The 6,072-nt window shown below is 63.6% G+C and carries 6 protein-coding genes and 2 pseudogenes; all 8 read right to left on the bottom strand.

What is annotated here, in order from left to right:
* Positions 1 to 162, bottom strand: a pseudogene (locus EOA86_RS18535) (hypothetical protein); the annotation flags it as partial.
* A gap of 30 nt (positions 163 to 192) precedes the next feature.
* On the bottom strand, positions 193 to 705 hold the full coding sequence (locus EOA86_RS41240) for an aminopeptidase (protein ID WP_281035669.1): 513 nt from the start codon (positions 703 to 705) through the stop codon (positions 193 to 195).
* Positions 706 to 739: 34 nt separating this feature from the next.
* Positions 740 to 1,132 (bottom strand): annotated as a pseudogene (locus EOA86_RS41235) (aminopeptidase); the annotation flags it as partial.
* A 309-nt stretch (positions 1,133 to 1,441) separates the two neighbouring features.
* Positions 1,442 to 1,873, bottom strand: coding sequence for a DOPA 4,5-dioxygenase family protein (locus EOA86_RS18525; RefSeq protein ID WP_128342997.1), 432 nt, complete (start codon positions 1,871 to 1,873; stop codon positions 1,442 to 1,444).
* Positions 1,874 to 1,961: 88 nt separating this feature from the next.
* Positions 1,962 to 2,945 carry a nucleoside hydrolase gene (locus EOA86_RS18520; protein ID WP_128342995.1) on the bottom strand — a complete coding sequence of 328 codons (984 nt, stop codon included), beginning with the start codon at positions 2,943 to 2,945 and terminating at the stop codon, positions 1,962 to 1,964.
* A gap of 160 nt (positions 2,946 to 3,105) precedes the next feature.
* Positions 3,106 to 4,629: a serine hydrolase gene (locus EOA86_RS18515; RefSeq protein ID WP_164891817.1), complete on the bottom strand. Its 1,524-nt coding sequence runs from the start codon at positions 4,627 to 4,629 to the stop codon at positions 3,106 to 3,108.
* A 157-nt stretch (positions 4,630 to 4,786) separates the two neighbouring features.
* On the bottom strand, positions 4,787 to 5,545 hold the full coding sequence (locus EOA86_RS18510; RefSeq protein WP_245497312.1) for an ABC transporter permease: 759 nt from the start codon (positions 5,543 to 5,545) through the stop codon (positions 4,787 to 4,789).
* Positions 5,542 to 6,072, bottom strand: a 531-nt coding sequence (locus tag EOA86_RS18505; protein WP_164891816.1) for an ABC transporter ATP-binding protein, incomplete at its 5' end; no start/stop codon positions are given. The genes EOA86_RS18505 and EOA86_RS18510, both read right to left, overlap by 4 nt.

Raw genomic sequence — 6,072 nt, 5'->3', positions numbered from 1 at the left:
GCGCCCCCCTACGCCCCCAACGTCGGCTCCGTATTCACCTCCAGCGCCTCTTCCGCCTCGTTCTCCTCGCCAAGCACCTCGCCGTGCACGCTCAGCGGTCGGGCCGGTCCAGATCGGATCGACCAGATGGTCGCGCTTGGGATTGGTTGTGTTGGGGTGGATAAGGATGCTCAGGCCACCATCCCGCTCACCTCAATCACAGCTCTCCGCAGCCTTCAGCGCTTCTCCACGGGACGGTTTGTCCGCGATCCGTCGAACAGAAGCGTAGAACCTCGGATAGTCGCCGGAACACAGGTCGAACAAGCGAAGAGATGCCGGAACCTGTTCGCCGTAGACAAACGTCGCGGCGAGCTTTGCGTTGTTGATCGGCTGATCGAACCAGGCGCCATATCCCCGGTATCCTGCCCTGTCGCGCATGTGCCGGTAGCGCATCCGCAGCCTGTCGATCGCGGCTGCCTTGGCGGCCGCCATCCGCTGCGGGGTACGGGGACTTCCATAGACCTGGCCCAGCTCCTCGCGCGTTTTCGCCACCAGCCTGAGAAAATCGGCGCTGGGCTTGCGGCCGGCTTCGTAGCGGCGCAACCCGGCCCGATCGCCGGCGGCGCGGAGCCATTTCCTTGTGCCGGTGGTTTCGACGGCAACCGCGAAAGCCTCGTTGAACGCGGAATCGCCATCCACAATAGAGGCGCTGATGCGCCAGTTCATGGAAGACAAGGCTTGCAAGATAGGTGTCGTCCTGAGCGAGCATGGTGCTGAGCAGCGGGTCACTGGACCAGCCCAGAGTTGAATAGGCGGTGATGCCTGTGACATAGACGTCGAGCCCCTGCCTCTGAAGCTCGATAGCGCTTTCAACCGCGGATTTCCGCGAGAAGTAACCCCGGTACGGAACGCAGCCGAAAACCGGAAAGCACCATGTTTTTGGCGCGAGCGAGAATTGCGGCGCGGCAAAAACGGCTGAGGTTACCGCGTCCCGGTGGATGTCGACATAGCTGCGGTAGCTGCTGTTGTCGGGCAGGGACAGTTCATCTGTCGCAAACCGTCTTATGGTGCTCGCCGACGTCAGCTTGCTGCGCAACGCCTTGGGCGTCGAAGGGTCACGAATCAGTTTTCCAATATTCTTGCGCGCCGCCATGATCTGCACATGGCCCTCCAGCGACTGCGCGTAATAGGAGATGCTTGTGCAGGCGCTCATCCCCAACGCCACGGTCACCGCGGCCAGTATTCGAAGAACGCGCCTCACAGTCTGCCCTAGTTGGGAATCGCATTTGGCAGCGCAGCCCCCTCTCCGTCCGCTACGCGGCCACCTCTCCCCCATTTCATGGGGGCGAGGAAACGCTAACCGTCGGGGTCGCGACCTTGGAAAGCTTGGTCGCCCCCACAGAGTGGGGGAGAGGTGGCCGCGTAGCGGACGGAGAGGGGGAGCGCCACATGCGATTGCCCCCTACGCCCTCAGCGTCGGCTCCGTATTCACTTCCAGCGCCTCTTCCGCCTCATCGTCCTCGCCGAGGACTTCGCCGTGCACCGCCAGAGGCCGGCCAATCCAGATCGGATCGACCAGATGGTCGCGTTTGGGGTTGGTCGTGTTGGGATGAATGAGGATGCTCAGGCCGCCGTGGTTCAGCATCAGCCAGGGAACCAGCGAAGCGAAAATCTCGGTGGCGAACGAGACCTGGTACATGGCCTGCTCATGCGGGCCGACCGGCTCGTCGCGCCAATTGCCCAGGCGCACACGGAAACGTTCGCCGATGCGCAGGCGCAGCCATTCGGCATGCTGCCGCTCGGCCGGCCCGTCATAGTAGACATGGGCGTGATAGCTGGCGATCTCCGCGATTTGCCTTGGGTTGGACGATCTGGGACTGGCTTTTTCGTTCACTTTACTGCTCCCCTTCGATGCCCCGATGTTCCATTGAGTGATTGTCGCGCCTAGCTCTCTTTGCCGCAATTGCGGACGGAAAACCGTTTCACACTTTTCCTGGAATTGCGACGGTGAGGCGCTCAAGCGCGTCGACGATCAGGTCACAGAATTTCGCATGGTCGAGCTTCATCGCCACGGTGTGGCGGAACTCGGTCTGCTCGCTCGCCGTGCCGCCGAAATGATGCATGCCACCCATCTTCTCGAAATTGCACACCGTCATGCCCTTGGTCCACCGGCTGGCAATCTCGACGCGGATATCGGCCTTCTCGGTGGTGAAGACGCTCGGGTCGATCATGGCCGCGACGCAGCATGCGTCATGGACGGCGGGATACGCAATCTGCAGGAGGCCGCCATGCGTGGTTGCTATGAACTCCCAGATATCGAGGATGAATTTGGCGATCGGGCCGCCGACGGCGCGCACCCTGTCCTGCAGGTCCGGGGTGGCCTGCGCCTGGTGCGTGAGGTCGAGCCCCACCATGGTGACGTCCCAATCGGCACGGAACACCACATCGGCGGCCTCAGGGTCGGCATAAACGTTGAATTCCGCCGCCGGCGTGATGTTACCCCTGGTGTAGCTTCCCCCCATCGCGACGATTTTCTTCACCCTCTCAATGATGCGCGGTTCCTTGCGGGCGGCGAGTGCGATGTTGGTGTAGGGACCGACGGGTACCAACGTGACGGTCTTCGGCTCATGCACCATGACCGTGTCGATGATGAAGTCGACGGCATGCCGCCTGTCGAGCTCGAACGAGGCGGGCGGCAGCACGGGGCCGTCGAGCCCGGTATCGCCATGAATCTCGACGGCCAGCACCTGGTCGATGATGAGCGGGCCGGGAGAGCCCTTCGCGACCGGCACTTTGATGCCGTAAGCCGTGCATACGGCCAGCGCATTGCGCGTGGTGTTCTCGACATTGTGGTTGCCCGAAACCGTGGTGATGCCGAGAAGGTCGATGTTCGGGTTGCCGGCCGCCAGCAGGATGGCGATGGCATCGTCGTGCCCCGGATCGCAGTCCAGAATGATCTTTTCCATGGATAGCGCCTTTCTGTCTGGCCGGGTCTGTGGCGATTACAGAATGGGCGGCTGTTCAAGGTTGTCAATCGGCGCGGAGCTGAGCGCCGCATCGCGAACGCCGGCGCGGCCCCCGGCTCCGTCTCGGCGAAGCCGACAACCGTCTCACCACCATTTGACCCTAATCACCAACGCGCCGCAGCGTGCCGAGATTGTTATCGTCGAGAAACTCTATGGTCATTGCCGACGCCTTGCCGTCGGGGCCGATGTCAAAGCCTACGCCCGAGGGCCTGTCCGGCGTCTCGGCGTCCGGGAAGGTCACGAAGAGATCGCCGTCGAAATGCGTCAATGAATAGGACCGGGCGCCGGCCGGCCCGACCTTGAGCACAAGAGCATCCCCCGCCCTCGACACAACCGCATCGCCGATGAAGTCGTTGAAGTAACGGCCTGCATAGGCACTGGCCGGCCCGGCCGGCCTTGCCGGAGACGGTGGCGCGGCATAGGTGGCCTTGGCCGCCGTGATTGCCGGGCCGAACAGGCTCGCATAGGTATCATCCCATGCCTTGACCCAATCCTTCTCGACCGCTCCATCAAAGACGAGATCGGCGAAGCTGTCGGACAGCCCTTCCGGCACCCCTGTCGAAAAGGCGTTGGCGACGATGACGATGCCAAGCTTCTCCTCCGGGAAAAGCGTTACCAGGGTGCGTGCGCCGACGCTGAACGCGCCGGCATGACCCCAGCTCAGACCATGCCGGCCGAATTCGACATTCCAGCCGAGGCCGTAGAAGGACTCGCCGCCGGAGACGGGGTTCTTGCCTCGCGTCATCAAAGGCACATGCGTCTGAGCCAGCGCATCGGCGGCAATGAGCGGCTTGCCGTCATAGACGCCGTTGCCGAGCACCAGGCGCACCCATTGCGAGAGATCGCGTGCCGTGGAGCTGACGCCGCCCGCCGGCGACTGCGCATCCGGATCGCGCTTTACCTTCGCGGCCCAGACGCCATCGACCTTGACGTGGAGCGCGGCGCGATTGGCGTGCTTGATGAAGTCCGCATGACGGGAGCTGGTCGACGCCATTCCAAGCGGACCGTAGAGCTTCTCCTCGGCGATCTCCTCCCAGGGCTTGCCCGTCGGCTTCGCGGCCGCGACGGCACCCTCGGTCAGTCCGAAATTGCTGTATGAGTAGCCGGCACGAAAGCTCGACGATGGCGACACGAACCGCAGACGGCGCAGTATCTCCGCGCGGTCATAGCCAACCTCCTCGAGGTCGTCTCCGGCGGTGCCGGGAAGTCCGCTGCGGTGCGAAAACAGGTCGCGAACCGTGAGTTCGCTGGTCGGATAGGGTTCGGACAGCCGGAAGGCCGGATCGAGATCGGCGATTTTCATATCCCAGGAAACAATCTCGTCGCTGACCAGTGCCGCCACTATCGTTGCTGAGACCGGCTTGGAGAGCGAGGCGATCTGGAACACCGTGTCGGCATCGACGGCCTCCGGTTTGCCGGCCTCGCGATGCCCGAAACCGTTGAGGAAGACCACCTTGTCGTCATGGACGACTCCGATGGCGAGACCAGGCACCCCGCCATCCGCGACGACGCCTTTAGCGAGTGCCTCGAGCTTCGACAGGGCTGCCGCGATCCGCTCAGGCGTAATGGTGTCGGCCGACGCCGCATGCGGCGAAAGCACCATGACGGCGATGAAGGCCCGCATCCCCCAACGGCGGAAATTCCGACCCAGGCCCACGCTCGAGCTCCCCTGCAACCACTGGCCATACTACAGGCCGATACAGGAAAGGCCAACCCTCGCCTGCGCGTTGGGGCGAAGTCCCCTGCCCAACTTCAAGCGGCGATCCCTGGGAACCAGCCGGTCAACGGTATCTAACAGACCATCGCTCAGCGGCAACGACCGTTATGAAGAACCCGATCGACAACAGCGATGAGAGCACGATAGCGGCGTAGAGCCGGTCGGACTGATAGTTGAAGGTCGCCTGGATGATCAGCGCGCCGAGACCTTTGTCGGAGCCGATCCATTCGCCGACGATCGCGCCGATCACCGCGGTCGCCGAGGCGATCCGCAGCGAAGCGAAAAGCATTGGCAGCGCGCGCGGCAGGCGCAGACGCCAGAATATTTCCCAGCGCGTCGCCGACAGCACGCGGAAGAGCTCGTGCTCGCTGGGGCTCGCCGATTCCAGCCCCCGGATCATGTTGATGAGCGTTGGGAAGAAACAGATCACTGCCGCGATCACGATCTTGGGCAGCATGCCGAGGCCAAAGATGAGGATGACGACCGGCGCCAGCGCAAGCACCGGGATCGTATTGAAGAACAGCACGACCGGAAAATAGGCTGCCTGCAGCGTACGGCTGTGCACGAAGACGACCGCCAGCAGCACTGCGGCGAGATTGCCGAGGACGAAGCCGGAGAGCGCCTCGATGGCCGTCGGCCAGAGGTTCGACAGGAGAAGTGAGCCGTTCCTGGCAAACACGCCCGCTATCGCAGTCGGCGTCGGAACGATATATGCCGGCACGCCGGCGAGCGGCAGCAGGAATTGCCATGCGAGAATGAGCGAGCCGGCGCCGAGGATCGGCAGCACGGTCTGTGCGAACGGCGAAAGCGCGCCGCGGTTCACGAGGCCGCCCCAAGGGCGGAGCGCATCCTGGCCATCGCCGCGACGATTGCCGGATCCTCGCGCGAGCATCTGTTCTCCGGCCCCTTCAGCGGACGAAGGTCGTGGTCGGCGACGATCCGTCCGGGATGGGCCGCAAGCACGATTACGCGCTGCCCGAGATAGACGGCTTCGGCAATGGAATGCGTGACGAACAGCACGGTCGTTCCGGTCCGCCGCCAAAGGTTCAGCAGTTCGTCGTTGAGGCGATCGCGGGTGATCTCGTCAAGAGCACCAAAAGGTTCGTCCATCAGAAGCAGACGTGGCTCGCCAAGCAGCGCCCGGGCGATCGCCAGCCTTTGGCGCTGTCCGCCGGAAAGCTGATGCGGCAGGCGCTCACCGAGCGCCGACAGGCCGACGAGTTCGAGCAGCTCGTCGGCCCGGTCGTCTATCATGCGCGACAGGCTGCGGCGGCCCACCTGGATCGGCAGCCGCACATTCTCGCGCGCCGCGCGCCCCGGCAAAAGGGTCGAGTCCTGGAAGACGAAGCC

Origin of the sequence: Mesorhizobium sp. M5C.F.Ca.IN.020.32.2.1 (assembly GCF_004023105.1) — a bacterium.
GTDB lineage: Bacteria > Pseudomonadota > Alphaproteobacteria > Rhizobiales > Rhizobiaceae > Mesorhizobium > Mesorhizobium wenxiniae.
This window is presented reverse-complemented; position numbering and strand designations above follow the sequence as displayed.